We start from the raw sequence: 20,796 nt of genomic DNA on the forward strand, positions 1-20,796 counted from the left end.
AAACTTTGCTTAGTCTGTCCTTACTCAACCCTAGCCGTTTCATAGGTTGACGATCAGGAGCAGCATCGCAGCTGCTTTGTTGTAATGATCAGCGCTATTATCGAAGCGCAAGTAGGTTATTTTATAACTGCGTTCGCATAACTTCTTGGTATGCTTCGACCACTTTGTTTCGGACTTGAGTTGTGAGTTGTAGACTTAACAAGGCCTGTTCTGAAGCAATCATCACTTGATCCACATTCGCTTTGCCGACCAAAAATTGATTCGACATTTCATGCGATTGAGCCTCCTGTGCTGCAACGGACCCTAATGCATTCTGTAAGTATGTACCGAAGCTCTGAATGGTTTCGGCTGGTGTAGAAGGCTTACTTTCGGTTGCACTCTTCATCTGTAGCGGTTGTATCCCCTGTGTGCTAAACATGTTGTTCTGAATCATTAATGTCCCTCCCCTTCATCCCTGGTTTGTATTTTTCTTATTTTCATTTTTAAGCAGATTATCTTCCAATCTCCAAAGCTTTGGAGATCATCGCTTTGGTTGAATTCAGTGCTGTTACGTTTGCTTCATATGAACGCGAAGCAGAGATCATGTCGACCATTTCTTTCGCAATATCCACATTAGGCATAAATACATATCCTTCTGCGTTTGCATCCGGATGAGAAGGGTCATACACAGGCTTCAGAGGTGACTGATCCTCGCGAATCTCCGTTACTCTTACGCCATCTCCTGAACCGCTACCTCTCATCTGATTTTGCAGCATCGTACCAAATGACGTTTTATTCGGCTCAAGCACAACCATTTTACGTTTGTAAGGGACCGCCTCACCATTGGATACGCTCGCGCGCGTAGTCTCTGCGTTGGCAATGTTGGAAGATATTACGTCCATCCGCAACCGTTGGGCTGTCAGAGCTGAGCTACTGATACTAAAACTATTACTAATGTTCAATTTAGGTTATCTCCCTTCCACGCCAACACGCATGATTTTAATTTGTTCGTTCACTTGCTGAATATAAGCGTTATAACGTAACTGATTCTCCGCCAGAAGACTCATTTCTCTGTCTATATCGACATTGTTTTCGTTGTTATTCATGGAGGTTGACTGGTCCATATTAACTACTGGCGTGGGTACGGAAGAGGAAGGACCTATGACAAAATGCCTTGCATCAGTTAATTTACCCTTAAGAACAGGCATATCTCCATTCATTTGCCCTTGCAACATTTCTTCAAAAGAAACGTCCGAGCGCTTGAAATACGGAGTATCGGCGTTCGCGATGTTGTCAGCAATTGTTCGTTGTCTGATATTGGACGCATCGAGTGCACCTTGCAATCTTTTAAAGCTGATATCGTTTAAAAGATTCACAATCTCCCTCCTCTCTTTAGAAGTTATGGAAAAAGATTGTATCTTTTCCCTTGAAAATTCTTATGTTTTTTTCGACAAAAACATTCGTCTTTACACGGTTTTCTAGGACTTAAGTAGAATTAACTCTGATGTTGTCGTATAACATAAGTTTCTTCGAGTTTGGGATTTATTACAATAAGAAAAAAGCCCTATCTTTTCTGAAAGACGGGGCTTTTTGTGTATTTTCTGCAAATTATGAATTTTTTCGTAAATGTTCGGGCCCAAAACAAAAGTATGTTAATACTCTCCCTTATTGTTCTTTAACATTCTTAAAATAAAAAAAAAATTTCGAGTCTCAACATGAGCTTATAACGCCCGTAATTATGTATATTTCCGAATATTTCATAGTTGATAATGTTAGAATTTTTTGCCGTTACACTAAGGGTTTAAGGACAATATGATAGGTATACATACAAAGCTGTATATTAATCAATTGACAAATTATCTTTCAAGAATAAAGAAAACTCGTCTTGCCCACACAACACTTTCTTAACAATTAAGTGGGGTCTATATATTTTAATTTTAAGAAAACAATTAGTGACTTCAAACTTTTCAATAATTCATCATTTTGCGCATTTACGCAACATTTACCAATCTGTCGACTAAACCGATGACCAGACTTGGAATAAGGAAAATTCTTTTAATGGGAATCATTGGGTATGGAATGGAAGAATAACTACCACTCCGATAGGTTTTAACTCCGGATACATGCGGCACAAGTCCTAGGTTTTGTCGATCCGTATAACAACCACACATCTTTTATCGGTTGTAACATCAAAATCCTTTAGATAGAAACAAAAATAAACGATATGCGCCAAGTAAGAGGGCCTTTGTGATTCATTAAAGGATTGCTTCCCTTTGTCGATCACACAAATGTTCTCTACTCTCTTGCATACCGTTCATTTATAGCATCATTTTAACAACTGCATTGCTAGCCGCATGTTACAGGATATACTGGCTCAAATCACGATCAAGCGCAATATCATTTAATTTCTCCCGAACATACTCCGGAGTGATCACCATACGTTCCAGTGTAAGCTCAGGTGCCTCAAAGGATAAATCCTCCAAAAGCTTTTCAAGAATCGTATGCAATCGACGAGCACCTATATTTTCTGTATTTTGATTGACGGATTCAGCCAATTTGGCAATCTCGCGAATGGCCTCATCCGAGAACTCAATCTCAATATTCTCTGTCCGCAACAGATCAACATACTGCTTGGTCAGTGCATTTTGGGGTTCAGTCAGAATGGAAACAAACTCCTCCAGTGTTAGACTGCTTAGTTCCACACGAATTGGGAAGCGTCCCTGAAGCTCAGGAATCAAATCAGAGGGTTTGGCGACATGGAATGCGCCAGCTGCCATAAACAGAATATAATCCGTTTTGACAGGACCATATTTCGTCATTACTGTAGAGCCCTCTACGATAGGCAGTATGTCACGTTGCACACCTTCACGGGATACATCAGGACCACTACCGCGCCCTTGACTGGCGACCTTGTCAATTTCATCTATGAAAATGATACCTGTCTGCTCTGCTCGACGAATGGATTCTTGTGTAACATCATCCATATCGATCAATCTGCCTGCTTCTTCCTGGGTCAACACTTTGCGCGCTTCTTTGATGGCGAGCTTGCGCTTTTTCGTACGACGAGGTAAGAGGCTACCAAACATCTCCTGCATATTCATGCCCATCTGATCATTACCTTGTCCAGCAAACATGTCCATCATGTTAGGCGCAGTGTCTTCGACATCAATCTCAATGATGTCATCCTCCAACTTGCCGGACAACAGATCAAACTTGATCTTACGGCGGCGTTCGGCAACCCCAGTATCCGGTTCTGGCTCATCCTGTTCCTGAACGTTGTTGCCATTATTACCAAAGATCATCTCAAAGGGATTACGCTGACTCTTGGACTTGGACTGTGAAGGAGCCAAAATATGTACAATTCGCTCATTGGCAGCTTCTTCAGCTTTGTCCTTCACTTTTTCAGTCCGCTCCAACTTCACCATCCGCAGTGATGTCTCAATCAGATCACGCACCATCGATTCAACGTCACGGCCAACGTAACCTACTTCAGTGAACTTGGTAGCTTCCACTTTCACAAATGGCGCACCTACCAGTTTAGCAAGGCGACGGGCGATTTCCGTTTTACCCACACCGGTAGGTCCAATCATCAAGATATTTTTAGGCACAATGTCGTCCTGAGTGTGCTCAGGCAAAAGGCTACGCCGATAACGATTACGAAGAGCTACCGCTACCGATTTTTTAGCTTTCTTTTGACCTACAATATACTTGTCAAGCTCTGCAACAATCTGTCTAGGTGTTAACGCTTGAGTATTCATATTGCTTCCCTCCTACCAGTATGTTGAATTTATTTTTCCTAACAAGGACAAAGAATCCCCTAGACGTCCTGGAGCAGATTACAGAATCATGCTCCACTACGGGAGATTTCTTTGGCTTATAACTCTTCTACAATAATATTATTATTGGTATATACACATAGCTCCGAGGCAATCTGAAGTGATTCACGCGCAATATCTTTGGCTTCCAGATTTACTGCATGACGTTTCAACGCACGCGCAGCAGATAAGGCGAAGTTTCCACCTGATCCGATAGCAATAACGTCATCATCTGGTTCAATTATCTCCCCGCCGCCTGAAATGAGCAGCATACCTGATTTGTCCATCACAATCAACAGCGCCTCAAGCTTACGCAAGATCCGATCCTGACGCCAATCCTTGGCAAGCTCTACAGCAGCACGTTGCAAGTTACCATGGTGCTCCTCGAGCTTACCTTCGAATTTCTCAAACAGGGTGATCGCATCCGCCACAGAACCAGCAAAGCCAGCAACAACCTGTCCGCGGTACAAACGTCTTACCTTCTTGGCTGTATTCTTCATCACAACACTTTGGCCCATGGTCACCTGACCATCTCCTGCGATTGCAGCCTTACCATTATGACGAACAGCACAGATCGTTGTAGCATGAAATGACATATCCATGATATCAGCATCCTCCCACGAATAATTTATACGCGTTCCGGAACAGTTAGACCTTCTGCCGCAGCAAAACTAGTAATGCCATCCAGTGCACGCTGTGCAAGAGCTTCATTTTTTTCCTTTTTGTTACGAATCTTTGTTTCAAGCTTCGGCAACAAACCAAAGTTTGCGTTCATTGGTTGGAAGTGCTTGAAGTCAGCAGTTGTAATATACTGAGCCATACTGCCAAGTGTTGTTTCTACCGGCAATACCACCAGTTCCTGCCCAAGTGCTGCTTTGGCTGCGTTCATGCCGGCAATAAGCCCTGATGCAGCAGATTCCACATATCCTTCTACACCCGTCATCTGACCTGCAAAGAACAGGTTTGGACGCTCTTTAAACTGATACGTCGGAAGAAGCAGTTTAGGAGAGTTAATAAATGTATTACGGTGCATTACGCCATAACGAACGAACTCTGCATTTTCAAGTCCAGGAATAAGGGAAAAGACACGTTTCTGTTCTCCCCATTTCAGATGCGTCTGGAAACCCACCAAGTTATACAGGGTTCCAGCTGCATTGTCCTGTCTAAGCTGAACAACCGCATGTGGCAACTCTCCTGTATGAGGGTTAACCAGACCTACCGGTTTCATTGGACCAAACAGAGCCGTCTGTTTTCCGCGTTTCATCATCACTTCGATTGGCATACAACCTTCAAAGTAGATTTCTTTCTCGAACTCTTTCAATTGAGCGACTTCAGCAGTAATGAGAGCTTCATAGAAGACATCAAACTCTTCTTCTGTCATCGGACAGTTCAGATATGCCGCTTCACCCTTATCATAACGGGAAGCCAGATACACTTTATTCATATCAATTGAATCTTTTTCGATGATCGGTGCAGCTGCATCATAGAAGTAGAAATACTCTTCCCCCATTAGTGCCTTGATTTGCTCAGACAATGCAGGTGAGGTCAGCGGCCCCGTTGCAACAACAACGATGCCCTCTTCCGGCAGAGAAGTTAATTCCTCATTCACCACTTCGATAAGCGGATGCTGGTGCAACGTGGATGTAATCTCACCTGAAAATCCATCCCGGTCCACAGCAAGCGCCCCACCTGCGGGAACTGCATGTTTGTCTGCTGCTGACAATACGAGAGAATTGAGCATTCTCATTTCTTCTTTTAACACACCCACTGCATTGGTCAATCCATTCGCACGCAGCGAGTTGCTACATACCAGTTCTGCAAATTTATCCGTATGATGGGCTGGTGTTTTCACAACAGGTCTCATCTCGTATAATTTTACGCGTACGCCGCGACTTGCAATCTGCCAGGCCGCTTCTGTTCCTGCCAGCCCGGCACCAATAACGGTTACTTGTTGTTCATTCGTCAAAATCATTTACCCCCATAAAGCAATTTCATATTTCACTATAATTGATTCACATATATACTAATCTGCTGATTCGTCATCCGGTTCATCCACCGGCTCCTGATGATCACATGAAGTACACTGCAATCGTGCTCCCTTTTTGTTCCGCTTTTCAATCATTAGCGATCCGCAACTTGGACATGGTTTGGCTGAAGGTCTGTCCCATGAGACAAAATCACATTCAGGATATTTGTCACAACCGTAGAAAATACGTCCTTTTTTGCTACGACGCTCAACAACATGACCTTCCTTACACTTCGGACAAGTCACGCCGATATCCTTGATAATCGGTTTGGTATTCCGGCAATCAGGGAAGCCCGAGCACGCAAGAAACTTGCCAAAACGTCCGAGTTTATAAACCAGCGGTTTGCCACACTTCTCACAGATCTCATCCGACACTTCGTCTTCAATCTCGATTTCTTTCATTTCTTCTTCCGCAAACTCAAGGCGTTTCTCAAAAGATTCATAGAATTCTGCGAGTACTTTGACCCAATCCTCCGAACCTTCCTCCACATGGTCAAGATCACCTTCCATGTTTGCGGTGAACTCTACATTCAGAATTTCCGGGAAAAACTCTTCCATCTGTTCGATGACCAGTTCACCCAGCTCGGTCGGCATGAATTTCTTTTCCTCAATTGCAACATATCCGCGCTTCTGAATGGTCTCCAGTGTTGGCGCATATGTACTCGGACGCCCTATACCCAATTCCTCAAGCGTCTTAACCAACCTTGCCTCCGTATATCGGGGTGGCGGTTGTGTAAAATGCTGTTTTGGCTCAATCTCCTGCTTCTCAAGTACATCTCCACTTTTCAACGGGGGCAGCAGACGGTCTTCATCGGTTGTACCATCGTCGTTTCCTTCAACATATACCTTCATGAAACCTTGGAATCGTACCTTCGAACCTGCTGCACGGAAAATGGTGTCCCCCGCAGCAATATCTACAGAGAGTGTATCCAGGATAGCCGAAGACATCTGGCTCGCAACAAAACGTTCCCATACCAGTTTGTACAACCGGAACTGATCGCGACTCATGAATGACTTGATTGAGTCAGGGTCACGCAGAATTGAAGTTGGACGAATCGCTTCATGCGCATCCTGAGCATTAGCTGCTTTTTTGGAATAGTTTCGTGGAGTCTCAGGTGCAAATGGCTCACCATACTTACCAACGATATATTCTTTGGCTTCTTCTTGTGCAGATGCCGCAATTCGTGTGGAGTCCGTACGCATATACGTGATGAGACCTACTGTGCCTTCTTTTCCAAGGTCTACACCTTCATATAGTTGTTGGGCGACCGACATCGTCTTGGAAGCTCTGAAATTCAATTTACGTGCCGCTTCCTGTTGCAGAGAACTCGTCGTAAACGGGGCGGAGGGGTTACGGCTCCGTTCTTTCTCTTTAACTTCCTTGATCGTAAAGTCTGCACCTTCGATCTGTTTCAGGATCGCTTGCACTTCCGCTTCACTGCCCAGCTCTGTTTTGGCCCCGTTCAGTTTATGAAACTTGGCTTCAAACGGATTGCCGTCTGCTGTCAGTTTGGCGGTAATGCTCCAGTATTCTTCCGGCTCAAAATCATCAATTTCATTTTCACGATCTAAAATGATTTTAACAGCCACGGACTGAACCCGGCCTGCAGACAAACCTTTTTTCACTTTCTTCCATAATAACGGACTAATTTTATATCCAACGAGTCGATCCAGAATACGTCTTGCCTGCTGCGCGTTAACCAAATCCATATTGATTTTCCGCGGCGTTTTGAACGCATCTTTGACCGCCTGTTTTGTAATTTCATTAAATACTACCCGGCAATCTGCCGTATCATCCAGTTCAAGAGCATGGGCCAAATGCCATGCGATAGCCTCACCTTCGCGATCCGGGTCAGCTGCGAGATACACTTTTTTCACTTTCTTCCGTGCATCCTTCAGTTCTTTCAAAATTGAACCTTTGCCGCGGATCGTAATATATTTCGGATTAAAATCATTCTCTACCTCAACGCCGATCTGACTCTTTGGCAAATCGCGAATATGCCCCATCGAAGCTTTTACGATGAACTTGCTGCCTAAATATTTGCCTATCGTCTTCGCCTTTGAGGGCGACTCCACGATTACGAGTGCATCCGCCATAGGTTCATCCTCCTCTCAGTCATGAAACTGTCATGAAACTGTTTCTGTAAGCTTATGCATAGTTAATAACTTCTGCTAATTATATATTTCCACGCACTACGTAGGTTGTAGCTTCGTCATACCCTCGCGTATTTAGTGCCTGGTAATTGGCTAATCTGCTTTTTTATGATTAAAGATAACAGAACTGAATGCAAATGTCCAAAATCCCAACCAAGCAGCTCAACCAGTTGATCCAATGATTGTTCTCCCTGTTCCAACAGATAAATCACACGTTGTTCATCTGGAGAGAGCTTAACCTCAGCGAATATCCCTCGCCCGGAAGGCTCGGTTGTTTCGGTCGAACGTCCTCTATTGTAAGGAAGTTGTTCTGCATTTGGCAAGCCCAATCGATACTCTTCCAATACATCTGCTGCACAAGTGACCAATTTGGCCCCTTGACGGATAAGATTGTGTGCTCCCCGACTTTTCGGCGATGTAATAGGTCCAGGGACTGCAAATACATCCCTGCCTGCTTCAAGCGCAGCATCTGCTGTAATGAGTGAACCACTGCGAATGTCAGCCTCAACAACCAATGTTCCCAGTGTCAGACCGGCAATGATTCGATTCCGTTCCGGAAATAATCCCTGGCGCGCTCTCGTACCTGGTGGATATTCCGACAAAAGCAGCCCCGTCTCCGCGATTCGTTCAGCGAGGCTTGTATTTTCGGGTGGGTATATATTATCAATCCCTGTTCCGAATACTGCAATCGTTTTTCCTTTGGCACGTAGTACTGCCTCATGACATACGCTATCAATACCACGGGCAAGCCCGCTTACAATCGTCAGTCCTGCATTGCATAATTGCTCTGCCAGCTTTTCTCCAACTTTGCGCCCATACACGGTTGGCATACGAGTTCCCACCATGGCAATAGACGAATTGTGTAGCAAACTAACATCCCCTCGAGCATACATTACCCAGGGAGGCTGAACGGTTTCCTTCATTAATATGGGATAATTCTGATCCAGATAAGTAATAACCTCTATCCCCTGATTGTAAACGTGTTCTCTTTTACTCTCAATCCAGTCGATAGTAAATTGGCTAGCCAAACGTGCAGCCTGATCTTTCCGCAAGCCTGCTGCGACCCAGTCGCTTTCCCCATAATTCAATAGTTCGGGTAATTCATGTTGTCCCAGAATCAGTTTCGAGATTGTTTTCTTGCCAATGCCCTCCATCTCATGTAACCCAAACAAGATCCATCTTTCTTTCATACCATAAACCTCCCAAAGCGGGAAGAGATCTTCCCTCATATTGTGTGTTAAGTGACCACGGAATGCAAGCGTTTACGCAGATGAGAGACAATTCCTCCTCCTTTTCCCGTAAAAAAAAACGCAAAAAAGCAACCCTTCGCCCTGTTCAAGGACAAAAGGTTGCTTACCTTTTCCGTAACCATAATAGTCGGTCTACCAGAAATAAATCATTTCCGAGCCGTTTCTTCTATTATAACGAAAAAGAATTAATGTGTCGTGCACAAATTCAAAATACCGCGTTCCTCAAGTACACTCACCAAAGTCGAACCCATCTCAGCAGGAGTTGGTGCTACTTTGATTCCACATGATTCCAGCTTCGCAATTTTCTCTTTGGCTGTACCTTTACCGCCAGAGATAATAGCGCCAGCATGGCCCATCCGTTTGCCTGGAGGCGCTGTTACGCCACCGATAAAGCCAACAACCGGTTTGGTCATGTTTTCACGTACCCAATCTGCAGCATCCTCTTCAGCTGTACCACCAATCTCACCAATCATGATGACCGCATGAGTCTGTGGATCTTCATTGAACCGTTTGAGAATATCAATGAACTCGGAGCCTTTTACAGGGTCTCCCCCGATTCCTACAGCAGAAGATTGTCCAATGCCACGTGTCGTCAGTTGATGAACGGCTTCATAGGTAAGTGTTCCACTACGGGAAACAACGCCTACGTGCCCTGCCATATGGATATAACCAGGCATGATACCGATTTTACATTCTCCTGGTGTAATGACACCTGGACAGTTTGGTCCGATCAGGACAGTATCTTTACCTTCCATAAAGCGGTCAACCTTGATCATGTCAAGAACCGGAATACCTTCTGTAATACAGATTACGAGGTCCAGCTCAGCATCAACAGCTTCCATAATGGAATCTGCTGCAAATGCAGGAGGAACGTAAATGACGCTCGCTGTTGCGCCTGTAGCTTCCTTCGCTTCCTGCACAGTGTTGAACACCGGCAGACTAGCTACTGTGCCGTCTTCCAACGTGATATCCACATTAGTTCCGCCTTTACCCGGTGTAACTCCGCCTACCATCTGGGTTCCGTAGTCCAATGCGCCCTTCGTGTGGAACATTCCCGTTGAACCCGTAATGCCTTGCGTAATGACTTTTGTATTTTTATCGATCAAAATACTCACGTTGCTTCACATCCTTACGGTTATTTTTCAATTCCCGGACAGCTCCGGTACTAAGGAATGAGCTTATTTTACGAGGGCAACAATTTTCTGTGCACCATCGGCCATGGAATCAGCAGGAACGATATTCAGGCCAGATTCACCCAGAATACGTTTGCCAAGCTCCACGTTAGTTCCTTCAAGACGAACAACCAGCGGTTTGGTCAGGCCAAGCTGCTTCGCGGCTTCAACAACACCATTGGCGATAACATCACAGCGCATGATGCCACCGAAGATGTTAACAAAGATCCCAGCTACTTTGGCATCGGACAAGATGATCTTAAATGCTTCAGTCACCTTCTCCGTTGTCGCACCGCCCCCAACGTCAAGGAAGTTGGCCGGGTCTCCACCGTAGTATTTGATAATGTCCATCGTTGCCATCGCAAGTCCCGCACCATTGACCATACAGCCGATGTTGCCATCAAGTGCTATGTAGCTGAGGTCGTATTTGGAAGCTTCGATTTCTTTTTCATCCTCTTCATCCAGGTCACGCAGTTCCAAAATGTCTTTGTGTCGGAACAGGGCGTTGGAGTCAAAGTTCAATTTCGCATCTAGCGCGATAACGTTTCCATCTCCGGTAACAACGAGAGGATTGATCTCGGCAATAGAGCAATCTTTTTCGACAAATGCAGTGTACAGCGCGAGCATGAACTTAACAGCTTTGTTCACCAGTTCATTCGGAATCTTAATGCTGTAAGCCAGTTTACGGGCCTGGAACACTTGCAATCCAATGGCAGGGTCAATGATTTCTTTGAAAATTTTCTCAGGTGTAGCTTCAGCTACTTCTTCAATCTCAGTACCGCCTTCTTCGGAAGCCATCATAACTACACGGCCTGTGGCACGGTCCACAACAACACCCACATAATACTCTTTGCGGATATCGCATCCTTCTTCAATCAGAAGACGTTTCACTTCTTTACCTTCTGGTCCAGTCTGGTGTGTTACCAATACTTTGCCCAGAATTTCAGAAGCATAGGCACGAACTTCATCCGTACTCTTTGCCACTTTTACGCCGCCGGCTTTACCCCGGCCACCTGCGTGAATCTGTGCTTTGACAACAGTCACTGGACTGCCCAATGCCTCAGCGGCCGCGACCGCTTCATCGACTGTATAAGCAACCTTTCCGTTTGGAACGGTAACTCCATACTGTTTCAGTACTTCTTTTCCTTGATATTCATGGATATTCATTCTCGAATCCTCCTATCAACATGACTGCAACAAGGCGGGTTGGTAGACTAACAAAAGACAAATGTTGACTATTTTCACTCAAGCCCAATTCATTGTAACACGTTTTTAAAACGCTTTCCTTAAAAAACTAATGGTTAATAGACAGTATTTTGATATGAGTATGATCCCATATTGTGAATGCTTGGGTATATATGGAAAAAACCTCAGCTAAAAACTGAGGTTTCCTTGATGTAAAACTACATTTTATTTTTTGGCTGCGTTGGTGTTGGTTTCGTGAACTTTCTCCAGCAATCCTTTGAACTGACCCAGCAATGTTTCAAACTCTGTACTGTTCAAACACGCATCTCCCTGAATGGATTCAGGTATGGATAATGCCTTGTTCCGCAACTCACGACCCGAGTCGGTTAGTGTAATTAATACTTTTCGTTCGTCCTGAGCCGAGCGTTCGCGATTAATAAGTCCTGCTGACTGCAAACGTTTGAGAAGTGGTGTCAACGTTCCCGAATCGAGATAGAGAGCCTCCCCGATCTCCTTAACCGTACATTCTTCACGTTCCCATAAAACCATCAACACCAAATACTGGGAATACGTTACGCCAAGTACCTCCAGATAAGGCTGGTACATCTTCGTAATCTCACGTGAACAAGCATATATGGCAAAGCATAATTGGTTATCCAGCTTCAAACTGTCAGTCTGCATATGTCTTTCTCACCTGCCTATTGTGCAATCTATTCCTAATAATACGGGAACTATAGATCTATACTATCACAAAATAGAAAAAAAACAGAATAATTGAGCACAAATGATTTTACTATTCAATTTAATTATGATAAATTAGATTGTGTAAAACATAAATATAATTAGATAATCAGCAGTTCATCCCCATGGTTTAACAACAATAATAGATAAGTCCGACGAACAGATTCACGCTTTCTCAGGTCAAATTTAATTACCATAATGAAAGTTTATACGACCATTTTCGCCAAAGCAATTTAATGATTTCCTTCCAGAAATAAAATTCAGGGATCAGGAAAGATGACTACAGCAATGATAATGACAGGTTGACTCCATGATTCCTTTTATATAAAATGCTTAATAGAAGCTGAGGAAGCACCTTAATTCGTAGACTGGCCCGTATTATGCGGAGTCAAGAATCGAGTGAGGTGTTTCTTTGTTATGTACGGAAAATTACACAGTGCGTGTTTGTACGGAATCGATGGTGTTCTGATCGAGGTGGAAACCGATTTATCCAATGGTCTACCACAGACATCCATCATCGGTTTACCGGATTCAGCCATTCGTGAGGCCGTTGAACGTGTTCGTGCAGCGATTAAAAACTGCGGATATCAGTATCCTTTACAGCGAATCACAATCAATCTGGCCCCCGCTGATCTGCGCAAGGAAGGATCTTCCTTTGATCTAGCCATTGCTATTGGTTTACTTATGACAAGCGGCCAGCTTGTACTTCCTCCCCAGGAACGGACACTATTGGTTGGCGAACTGGCGTTGGACGGTTCGATCAGGTCCGTGCCGGGCATTTTATCCATGGTGGATCTGGCCAAACGGCAAGGCTTTACGTCCGTGCTCCTACCTTTGGATAACGTGGAGGAAGCGTCACTGATTCGAGGTATCCAGGTTTTTGGCATTCGTCATTTACAGGATATTGCTCCGGAAAACCCAGATCAACCCTCTAATTCAGTGGGAATACCAAATAATTCGAATGCAGGACCAGTCGTGTTGAAAAATTATGCACACCTCGCTGCTCCTATAACTGATAAGACTCATAAGATGGCGGATAGGAAGACGAGACAAACACCATTATTTGCAGACGACTATAGTGATGTTCTAGGGCAGCATCATGTAAAACGCGCGCTTATGATTGCTGCAGCCGGCATGCATAATATACTGCTCGTTGGACCCCCAGGCACGGGCAAAACGATGTTAATCAAACGTCTACCCTCCATCCTTCCTCCTTTGTCAGAAGATGAAGCGTTGGAAGTCACCAAAGTATTAAGTGCCGCAGGCAAGTTGAAAGAAGCGCCTCAAGGCCTGATTGCAGACAGACCTTTTCGCTCTCCTCACCACACGATATCCACCTCTGGTCTGATTGGAGGCGGTGGTATCCCAAAACCGGGTGAAGTGAGCCTTGCCCACCGGGGCATATTGTTTCTGGATGAATTACCTGAATTCCAGCGCCAAGTGCTGGAGGTATTAAGGCAACCGTTAGAGGATCGCACAGTGACAATTAGTCGGGCACGGGCTGCTTTCACCTTTCCGGCCCAGTTTATGCTTGCATGTTCCATGAATCCCTGTCCCTGCGGATATTTGTCCGCTCATTCGGAGGAGCAACGCTGCATATGTAGTCCAGCCCGTGTTGCCGCGTACCGAGCCAAAATTTCAGGACCACTGCTGGACCGCATTGATCTTCAGGTTGAGGTTCCTCCACCAGGCGAGTGGCGCAAGTCTGCTGCTTCCCCTTCCTCTGAAGAAATGCAGGCAAAAGTGATCCACGCTCATCAAATTCAGGCTACACGTTATGCCAAAAGTTCAGTCCGTTGGAATAGCCAGCTTTCGGGCACGCTTTTGCGACGAACGATCCATCTCCCCCAAGAGGCAGAGCAACTGTTAGAGCAAACGCTGCAAACGTTAAACCTGAGCATGCGTGCACATGATCGGATTATCAAGATGGCACAGACAATTGCCGATCTGGACCATGAAGGTGAAATTGTGACAGCTCATGTGGCTGAAGCCATCCAGTATCGTCAATTGGATCTTAATTTATTTTGAAGCTATTTTAGAAGCATATGGAGGAAAGAACAGGCCTATTTACCCAAAGGCAGTGAAATGGGCATGAAACTGCAGACATCAGAGGAAAATCGAGAAGGATTCCTTATGCAGATTCTACAATGCGGATACTCCAACATGACAAAAAAACGTACAAGCCCTTCTCTTCTGTGAAGAAAGGTACTTGTACGTAGATTTCCCTGTAAACGTATGGGGATCGTATATAGCTAAGGTCTGCAACAATTTATTATTCAAAAAGAGTGAGTTTGTCCTTAGCTGGTGTGCGTTCTTTGGCAGAAGGAATAACATCAGGGTAACCCATATAAATCATGCCTACAATCTTCTCTCCCGCCTCTATTCCAAGCGGTTTGCGGAATTTGGGAGCGTATAAAAATGGCTTGGTCACCCAGAACGTTCCAATGTCTTCACTCCAGGCTGCAAGCATAAAGTTTTGAACCAATGCACTGACCGCAGCGAAGTCTTCGTCCCAGATATTCTGTCTTGGATCTTCTTCCAGCACGACAAGCATAACGGATGGAACTTGCATAATATTGGGTGAGAATTTGTTGTCTTCTCCCATTTCTGCGTCAATAGCCTCAGCCAGTTTCTTCCGTCCATTCCCGGTAAATAACAAAAATCTCCAAGGTTCACGCAGTTTATGGTTAGGAGCCCAGACTGCCGTATCCAGCAATTCTATAATCTGCTGTGTAGGAACAGCTTCTTTTTTGAATTTTTTCACCGTACGACGGTTTTGAATCGCATTTCTGACTTCATTTGTTGTTTTCGTAGCTTTACTCATCGGCCGTACCTCCTGTTTATAAAATCATTTGCAACCGCAATAGTGATTCGCGGCCTTGTACATTCAATATAATTTCTTTATGACATAATAAAATACCAGTTTACCTTCTTGATTATACACCCATCTGATCACGAGATTCAAAGGGGAGGCAAAGGTCAGTACCGTTAGGGTCATTCCAACAGAAAAGACGACTCTGAATCTTGATTCACCACGAGGGATCATAAAGTCAGAACCGTCTTTTATTCTCATGTTATTGATTCACATATCATATCAACGAGTAATTAATCGTCGTAACTCGCCCCTTCAAACGTGCCATTCCCTTCAAATGTGCCATTAACAAAATCCATTTTGTTGTACTTCTCCTGGTTACCTGCAACATCTGTACTATAGTACTCTACCACCTTGACATCAGGGGCATAAAACTTGACGGGTCCTTCATAGTTCTTCCATTCTCCCCCATTGATTCGATATTGCGTTGTTTTTACGCCCGAGCCTTTGACTTCGTCTGTTGCCTGAAGTCTGAATGTAAATCCTTTGATGTATATTTTCCCGTTCACAGTATCTGTAATAGGAACTAATCTGTACTTGGTTACTGGAGGTGTAATATCTGCATCCTTCTTAAGTACGATATTAAACGTATTATGATCTCCTTTTACAAGAGTAACGCTCAGGCTCGTTTTTAGATATCCTGCTGCTTCTCCCGTTATCGTTCTAGCCCCTGTTGGTACGCGCTTTATTAAAATAGTTGCCTTGAGCATCTGTTGTTGCCGAACCTCCAGCATTAACTTTAGCCCCACTTACTGGATTGCCCGACTCATCTACAACTTTTCCCCGCACGTGTGCCGCCTCTGCCAAAACAACATCCATTCTCAAGGTTCCTCCCTCCCGGACACCCAAGCGATCCTGTTCATATAACATATAACCATCGGCATCTACCCATATTGCAATGTTCGGATTATAGGCGTAATCAATTCCTGTAACCGCATATCGACCTTGCTGATCAGTTTTCACTATACGATCAAAGACACTTGTTACTTTTATACGAGCATCTGGAACAGGTCTGCCTGCCTGATCTTTGACTGTTCCTACAATCGTGGATGGCTCATAAATACGAAAATCAAGTTGTATTTGCTCTCCACCCCTTAAACTATAGGAAGTGTAATGTCGATACGGCACATACCCCTCTGCTTCAACTGAAAAGGTAAATACAGTATAGTTCTCAACGGATTCAATAATACGATAATTCCCACTCTCATCTGTCTCCACGCTGTGTTCCTTATTCCCATAATCAAGCCAATACTTGACTGTGGCGTCCTTGACAGGCAATCCCTGACGATCAATCACTTTACCTGACACACTAACCGCATTGTCAGATTCAGCAGCATAAGAAACTCCGGAATACATGATTCCAAACAAAATGAAACATAAAGATAGTGTACTTAGTCGAATGATCCATTTGATACTTGTCTGCATCTTCTCACTACACCTCATTTATTTTATTGATCAAACATTGCTCTTTAACCTCTTAAATTAACTGACCATAAGTTCAAGCTTCCAGAATTCTCCGTCCCAAACATATTGCCAAATCCCCTGTCCACCGTTCATGGTCTCGCTGATATCCAGCACTTCCATCCGAGGGCACTCCCATACTTGTTTTACTGTGTTGTTCGAAGTATTCTGAAGCTCTTTCATACATCCCACCAACCTCTCTTTAAATTTCAACTTTCTTAGTTTATTACAAGTGATACATTTTGTATCTATAAATTTCTGAAATACAATGATTTTATTATCAATGCTCTATCCTCTGTTTAGTGATTTCATAGTTAAATCAAAAAAAGCCGCAGCTCCTGTATAAAGAGGAACTACGGCTTTAGTATATTAACTAATTTTAAAACTAAAACGAATGCAAAGATAAGACATAATTAAACTTGTACTTCGAAATCACTGACCAACTCACATTAAAAAGATACATTTCGTATCACATAATACAACAATAACTTCGATTGTAATTCTTAAAAAGCATTAACAATATGATTCACAGAGACAATTTCTCCTGCTTGATCAAGCATTACGGCAATTACATCAAAACGGATCTGAAGTTCCGTCTCTCCCGTCATTTGCAAATATACGGATGCGGTTGAACGCACCTGCTCCATTTTACGCATATCAACCGATTCCTGAGGTGTACCGTACTGAGCAGCTCCACTTCTGCTTCTTACTTCTACAAAGACAAGCAAGCCCTCGTAGGAAGCAATGATGTCAATCTCACCGCTACGGCAACGCCAGTTCTGTCTAATGATTCGATAATCGTGCTCTCGCAACCATTGACAGGCAGCCTCTTCACCTAATCGGCCTTTCTGCTGTCGTGTGAGCTTTAATCCTGGCTCCTGACCCAATCTACGTTCTACCATGGCTCATTTTCCTCACGTCCTGAGGCCATTCGATCTGCACGGTAGACGTACGTTAGCACCTCTGCGACCAGTTGATACAGTTCTGCCGGAATCTGTTCATCCAGATCCAACTTGGAGAGCACCTCCACAAGTGCTGCATCCTCCTGAACAGCCACGCCGTTTTCTCTGGCTTTATCCAGAATGGCTTCTGCCACTTTGCCGCGCCCCTTGGCTACAACAACAGGTGCTTCGCTCTCTCCAGGGACATACTTTAGGGCAACCGCCTTTTTGGAAAGCAGGTCCGGTTGTGACGACTCGTCTTTCATACCTTCAAGTCCACCCCTTTGTATCGTTCAGGACTATAGTCCGAGGCCCGCGTTTTTCGTTCCGCGCCCGGCTCCTGGCCCGCAGGCCACGGTTCCGCCTTGAAGGTCAGCAGTTGATAGCCCAGCTTGTCCAATGCATGATGGATTACCTCTCGTCCGCTCTCCAGGAGCGCTCCCATTCCTTCGCGATCATTTAATACACGCAGACTGACAATGTTATTAACCACATGGACATCTACCAGAGTAGGCCCAAGACTTTTCATGTCCAGATCAAACCATAGACGGCAGTTGGACGCATCCAGCTCTCCACGAGATCCACGACGTGATTGAATCTGAACAGACGCCGTTTCTTCCCCGTCCGGTCCAGTGATCGGAATAAACCAGTGCATCTGTGCAAATGTAGCACTGCGATCTGTTGTCAGCAATAACTGCTGACCTGTCAGATACTGCACCGCCTGTCCGGCGGCATCCTTAAGCGCCGCCGGTGCACCTTCGCTGCTGGCAAGTTGCAGCAGCAAGCCCTTCAGCGTGTCCGCATTTGCCGGACTCGCCGCATCCCCCACGCGCGGCTGCGCTGCCGCGCCGTGAACGGCCTGCTGCTCGTGCTCCGCACCGAGCAGCTTCAGCACGCGCCCCACCCACGGGTCCCCCTCGTGGGTGACAGGCGCGGGTAGTGCCGCAGCTCCCGCAGGTGCTGCGGCACTACCGCCAGCCGGCGGCGCATCAGCGCCGGCTGGCAACGGCTGCGGCACGCCTCCGGCAGCCGCAGCCGCCTGGCCGCCCTGCGATGCAGGGGCGGCCTGTGCTGCCGCACCAGGCTGTGCCGGTGCGGCAGTGGACGCGCTGCGCAGGGCGTCCAGCAGCGCCAGCAGCTTGGGCGCCAGCTGCGCTGCCGTAGGCGCTGCTGGCGCCGCCTGGCCTGCTGCGGACGGCGTCCCCGCAGCAGCAGGCGTTTCAGCGCGGCCGTCAGTCCGCCCGGCCGCGCCTGTTTCAGGCTGGCCTGCACTTGCACGGCCAGCCACAGATTCAGTAGCCGCCCCAGATGTACCCGGACGGCTCCCAGCTTGGCCCGCGTCAGCCCCGCGCGGGCCCTCTGCGGGTATTCCGGTTCCAGACGGAATACCTGCGCCCCCTTTGCCAGCCGTTTCAACGTTGCTGGCAACTGCCTTGGCCCCGGCTTCAGCATTCCCTGTGCCTCCGCCGGTCTGCACATTTCCTTTCACCGCAGTACCTGCATCCTCTGCCCCGCCATCCGTCATGGATATAGCTCCTGCCAACGCCCCGTGTCCTTGTTGCGTTGACAAAGCAGGTGTTCCGGTTCCAGTCACCTGACGACCATTGCCTGATGCAGCCAATCCTTCTTCCGTCTGTGATGCATTCGATACAACAGGTACACCAACCATGACTGCTGGTTTCAACGTAGCAGATTGTTCGCCAGGCAATAGTGGTTTACCTGTTGTTTGAGTCAGCATCGTTTCCAACTGGTCAGCCAACCCGCTTAACAACTGGTGCAGAGGGGGGCCAAACACCGTCTGGTGTAATCCTTTTACTGTTTCCGCCGTAACCGGAAGACCACGCTGAAAAGCAATTCCCGTCGCCTGCACCCATTCTTCCACAGGTACCTGTGCAGGTTTAGCAGTCATCATATTCTGGACCATAGCCACATTATCCTTCGTTAGCGGCAATCCGCTACGCTGCATGGCAAGTAACAGTTCCCGGTTCCCTTTTGTATCCGGCAGTCCTACATCCTTAAGCAGGTTGTTCAGCGAAGCTTGTGGCAGCTCAGCAAGTGTACCCGTCATAGGTTTCATTACCGTTATGCCATTTTCACCTGGAGGTTGCACTTGAAGCAACGTGGTCTCACCCGGACGGAGTGGAGTCTCCAACTTGGCGCGCACTTGCACACCTTGAATCTGCAGAACTGCTTCTCCCCCATCATCGGATACACTAACGACGGAGCCACGAACCACCTGACCTTCCTTTAATTCAAGCGGTTTGGCATTGCCGGGCTTACTGTCTCCCATTAACCCCTTTATCATGGAACCGATATTCAAATCTCTCCCCCTCCTTTCTTCAAACCTGTGTTAAAACAAAGATTGCTGCTCTCCAAGCAGGTTGCCCAGAAAACTGCGCCGATGCATCGGGGTTGCCCCCAATGCCATAATTTGCTCCCGATGAACTTTTGTTGCATATCCTTTATGTATCGACAAACCATATTCCGGATATAACGTATCCCATTCTTCCTTACACAGCCGATCTCGCGTTACCTTGGCAATAATAGATGCCGCTGCGATCGATTGACTATTAGCATCCCCTTTAATAATGGACAGTTGAGGTACATTCACATCCACCTTCTCGGCATCCACCAGCATATAATCAGGAGTTTCTCCCAATGCTTCAACCGCACGTTTCATCGCAAGTCTCGCAGCCTGTTTGATGTTAAGCCGATCAATTGTCTCTGCATCCGCATACCCGATACCTACCGCCAGCGCTTTTTCCATAATGATGTCATATAATGCATCACGTTTTTTCTCCGTTAATTTCTTGGAGTCATTCACGCCTTCCAGGATGAGATCCTTCGGTAAAATAACCGCCGCTGCCACAACATCCCCAAACAAACAGCCCCGTCCCACCTCATCAATACCAGCAATACGTTCAAATCCACTGTCCCAATACTCCCGCTCATAGAGCAACAGATCTCGAGGTTCACTGACTTCTTTTTTCTTCTTTGGTCCAATCGGAGTATCCAGTAGATTCAACCCGATCTCTTCATTATTTTCAACCATAACGCTCATCTCCTCTACCCACGCTTTTTCAGCATACGTATCACTTACAACTTTTTATAATATAGACGTAGATCCTCTGTCTTTTGTTCTGTACAACCTGTCTCTCTCAGTAAAACTTTTCCTTGAGATTTATAATATAAAGATAGTG

At 45.7% G+C, this 20,796-nt stretch carries 20 protein-coding genes; 1 reads left to right on the forward strand and 19 read right to left on the reverse strand.

What is annotated here, in order from left to right; all coding sequences use genetic code 11:
* Positions 1 to 121: 121 nt before the first annotated feature.
* The 11 genes from fliE to MHI01_RS07410 form a co-directional block, all read right to left on the reverse strand.
* Complete coding sequence (gene fliE, locus MHI01_RS07360; protein WP_017689190.1) at positions 122 to 433, reverse strand: flagellar hook-basal body complex protein FliE; 312 nt, start codon at positions 431 to 433, stop codon at positions 122 to 124.
* Positions 434 to 491: 58 nt separating this feature from the next.
* On the reverse strand, positions 492 to 941 hold the full coding sequence (gene flgC / locus MHI01_RS07365; RefSeq protein ID WP_017689191.1) for a flagellar basal body rod protein FlgC: 450 nt from the start codon (positions 939 to 941) through the stop codon (positions 492 to 494).
* 6 nt (positions 942 to 947) lie between these two features.
* Positions 948 to 1,355 (reverse strand): flagellar basal body rod protein FlgB, encoded by a 408-nt coding sequence (gene flgB, locus MHI01_RS07370; protein ID WP_036609373.1) that lies wholly within the window; start codon positions 1,353 to 1,355, stop codon positions 948 to 950.
* 981 nt (positions 1,356 to 2,336) lie between these two features.
* On the reverse strand, positions 2,337 to 3,737 hold the full coding sequence (hslU, locus tag MHI01_RS07375; RefSeq protein ID WP_340982841.1) for an ATP-dependent protease ATPase subunit HslU: 1,401 nt from the start codon (positions 3,735 to 3,737) through the stop codon (positions 2,337 to 2,339).
* Between the two features lie 116 nt (positions 3,738 to 3,853).
* Entirely contained in the window at positions 3,854 to 4,396 is a 543-nt protein-coding gene (gene hslV, locus MHI01_RS07380) for an ATP-dependent protease subunit HslV (RefSeq protein WP_017689194.1), read from the reverse strand.
* A 26-nt stretch (positions 4,397 to 4,422) separates the two neighbouring features.
* Entirely contained in the window at positions 4,423 to 5,766 is a 1,344-nt protein-coding gene (gene trmFO, locus MHI01_RS07385; RefSeq protein WP_405159044.1) for an FADH(2)-oxidizing methylenetetrahydrofolate--tRNA-(uracil(54)-C(5))-methyltransferase TrmFO, read from the reverse strand.
* Positions 5,767 to 5,817: 51 nt separating this feature from the next.
* A complete protein-coding gene (gene topA, locus MHI01_RS07390) occupies positions 5,818 to 7,917 on the reverse strand; it encodes a type I DNA topoisomerase (protein ID WP_047842473.1) in 2,100 nt (699 codons plus the stop codon).
* Positions 7,918 to 8,033: 116 nt separating this feature from the next.
* On the reverse strand, positions 8,034 to 9,164 hold the full coding sequence (dprA, locus tag MHI01_RS07395; protein ID WP_076318521.1) for a DNA-processing protein DprA: 1,131 nt from the start codon (positions 9,162 to 9,164) through the stop codon (positions 8,034 to 8,036).
* A gap of 245 nt (positions 9,165 to 9,409) precedes the next feature.
* The gene (gene sucD / locus MHI01_RS07400) at positions 9,410 to 10,339 is read right to left on the reverse strand and encodes a succinate--CoA ligase subunit alpha (protein ID WP_074094556.1); all 930 of its coding nucleotides are present in this window, start codon (positions 10,337 to 10,339) and stop codon (positions 9,410 to 9,412) included.
* Positions 10,340 to 10,402: 63 nt separating this feature from the next.
* Positions 10,403 to 11,563 carry an ADP-forming succinate--CoA ligase subunit beta gene (gene sucC / locus MHI01_RS07405; protein ID WP_036609384.1) on the reverse strand — a complete coding sequence of 387 codons (1,161 nt, stop codon included), beginning with the start codon at positions 11,561 to 11,563 and terminating at the stop codon, positions 10,403 to 10,405.
* Positions 11,564 to 11,806: 243 nt separating this feature from the next.
* Complete coding sequence (locus MHI01_RS07410) at positions 11,807 to 12,262, reverse strand: MarR family winged helix-turn-helix transcriptional regulator (protein WP_036609387.1); 456 nt, start codon at positions 12,260 to 12,262, stop codon at positions 11,807 to 11,809.
* 477 nt (positions 12,263 to 12,739) lie between these two features.
* On the opposite strand from MHI01_RS07410, the gene MHI01_RS07415 reads away from it, so the two are divergent.
* Positions 12,740 to 14,350 carry a YifB family Mg chelatase-like AAA ATPase gene (locus MHI01_RS07415; protein WP_340982843.1) on the forward strand — a complete coding sequence of 537 codons (1,611 nt, stop codon included), beginning with the start codon at positions 12,740 to 12,742 and terminating at the stop codon, positions 14,348 to 14,350.
* A 244-nt stretch (positions 14,351 to 14,594) separates the two neighbouring features.
* Here MHI01_RS07415 and MHI01_RS07420 read toward each other — a convergent pair whose 3' ends face one another.
* From MHI01_RS07420 to MHI01_RS07455, 8 genes are all read right to left on the reverse strand, one after another.
* Positions 14,595 to 15,146, reverse strand: coding sequence for a nitroreductase family protein (locus MHI01_RS07420; RefSeq protein WP_036609391.1), 552 nt, complete (start codon positions 15,144 to 15,146; stop codon positions 14,595 to 14,597).
* A 281-nt stretch (positions 15,147 to 15,427) separates the two neighbouring features.
* On the reverse strand, positions 15,428 to 15,904 hold the full coding sequence (locus MHI01_RS07425) for an OmpL47-type beta-barrel domain-containing protein (RefSeq protein ID WP_340982844.1): 477 nt from the start codon (positions 15,902 to 15,904) through the stop codon (positions 15,428 to 15,430).
* Complete coding sequence (locus MHI01_RS07430) at positions 15,858 to 16,619, reverse strand: carboxypeptidase-like regulatory domain-containing protein (RefSeq protein ID WP_340982845.1); 762 nt, start codon at positions 16,617 to 16,619, stop codon at positions 15,858 to 15,860. The genes MHI01_RS07425 and MHI01_RS07430 overlap by 47 nt, the downstream gene beginning before the upstream one ends.
* Before the next feature lie 57 nt (positions 16,620 to 16,676).
* Positions 16,677 to 16,838, reverse strand: coding sequence for a paeninodin family lasso peptide (locus tag MHI01_RS07435; protein WP_139331839.1), 162 nt, complete (start codon positions 16,836 to 16,838; stop codon positions 16,677 to 16,679).
* A 320-nt stretch (positions 16,839 to 17,158) separates the two neighbouring features.
* Positions 17,159 to 17,557 carry a YraN family protein gene (locus tag MHI01_RS07440; protein ID WP_340982846.1) on the reverse strand — a complete coding sequence of 133 codons (399 nt, stop codon included), beginning with the start codon at positions 17,555 to 17,557 and terminating at the stop codon, positions 17,159 to 17,161.
* Positions 17,551 to 17,862, reverse strand: coding sequence for an EscU/YscU/HrcU family type III secretion system export apparatus switch protein (locus MHI01_RS07445; protein ID WP_340903692.1), 312 nt, complete (start codon positions 17,860 to 17,862; stop codon positions 17,551 to 17,553). The genes MHI01_RS07440 and MHI01_RS07445 overlap by 7 nt, the downstream gene beginning before the upstream one ends.
* Complete coding sequence (locus MHI01_RS07450; protein WP_340982847.1) at positions 17,859 to 19,901, reverse strand: DNA ligase; 2,043 nt, start codon at positions 19,899 to 19,901, stop codon at positions 17,859 to 17,861. The genes MHI01_RS07445 and MHI01_RS07450 overlap by 4 nt, the downstream gene beginning before the upstream one ends.
* A gap of 45 nt (positions 19,902 to 19,946) precedes the next feature.
* Positions 19,947 to 20,648 carry a ribonuclease HII gene (locus tag MHI01_RS07455; protein ID WP_083669772.1) on the reverse strand — a complete coding sequence of 234 codons (702 nt, stop codon included), beginning with the start codon at positions 20,646 to 20,648 and terminating at the stop codon, positions 19,947 to 19,949.
* Positions 20,649 to 20,796 lie beyond the last annotated feature (148 nt).

Source organism: Paenibacillus sp. FSL M7-0656 (assembly GCF_038003225.1).
Taxonomy (GTDB): Bacteria; Bacillota; Bacilli; order Paenibacillales; family Paenibacillaceae; genus Paenibacillus; species Paenibacillus amylolyticus.